Origin of the sequence: Pseudomonas sp. Pseusp3, from assembly GCF_047304225.1 — a bacterium.
GTDB classification, from domain to species: Bacteria; Pseudomonadota; Gammaproteobacteria; order Pseudomonadales; family Pseudomonadaceae; genus Aquipseudomonas; species Aquipseudomonas fluorescens_CD.
The window spans coordinates 1-232 of the sequence record NZ_JBGLYV010000294.1 but is presented as its reverse complement, the minus strand read 5'-3'; the positions used below and the strand labels follow the sequence as shown (position 1 = coordinate 232).

Here is a 232-nt window from a genome sequence, read left to right as displayed (position 1 = left end):
AACATCACCGAAGGCGGGCAGATCACCTACACCGCGACCCTGACCAACCCGGCCGGCACGCCAATGACCGTGACCTTGAGCAACGGCTCTGTCATTACCATTGAAGCCGGCAAGACCACTGGCAGCGTCGTGGTCGAGACCCCGGCCAATGACGCCTATGTCAACGGCAGCACCGTCAGCACCACCATCACCGGTACCACTGGCGGCAACTTCGAAAACCTGGTGCCGAACA

Annotated in this window: 1 protein-coding gene; it reads left to right on the top strand. The window is 61.2% G+C overall.

Annotation, left to right across the window (positions count from 1 at the left end; all coding sequences use genetic code 11):
• Positions 1–232 (top strand): immunoglobulin-like domain-containing protein (locus tag ACCD00_RS30920; RefSeq protein WP_413428956.1); only part of this gene is annotated, 232 nt, incomplete at both ends.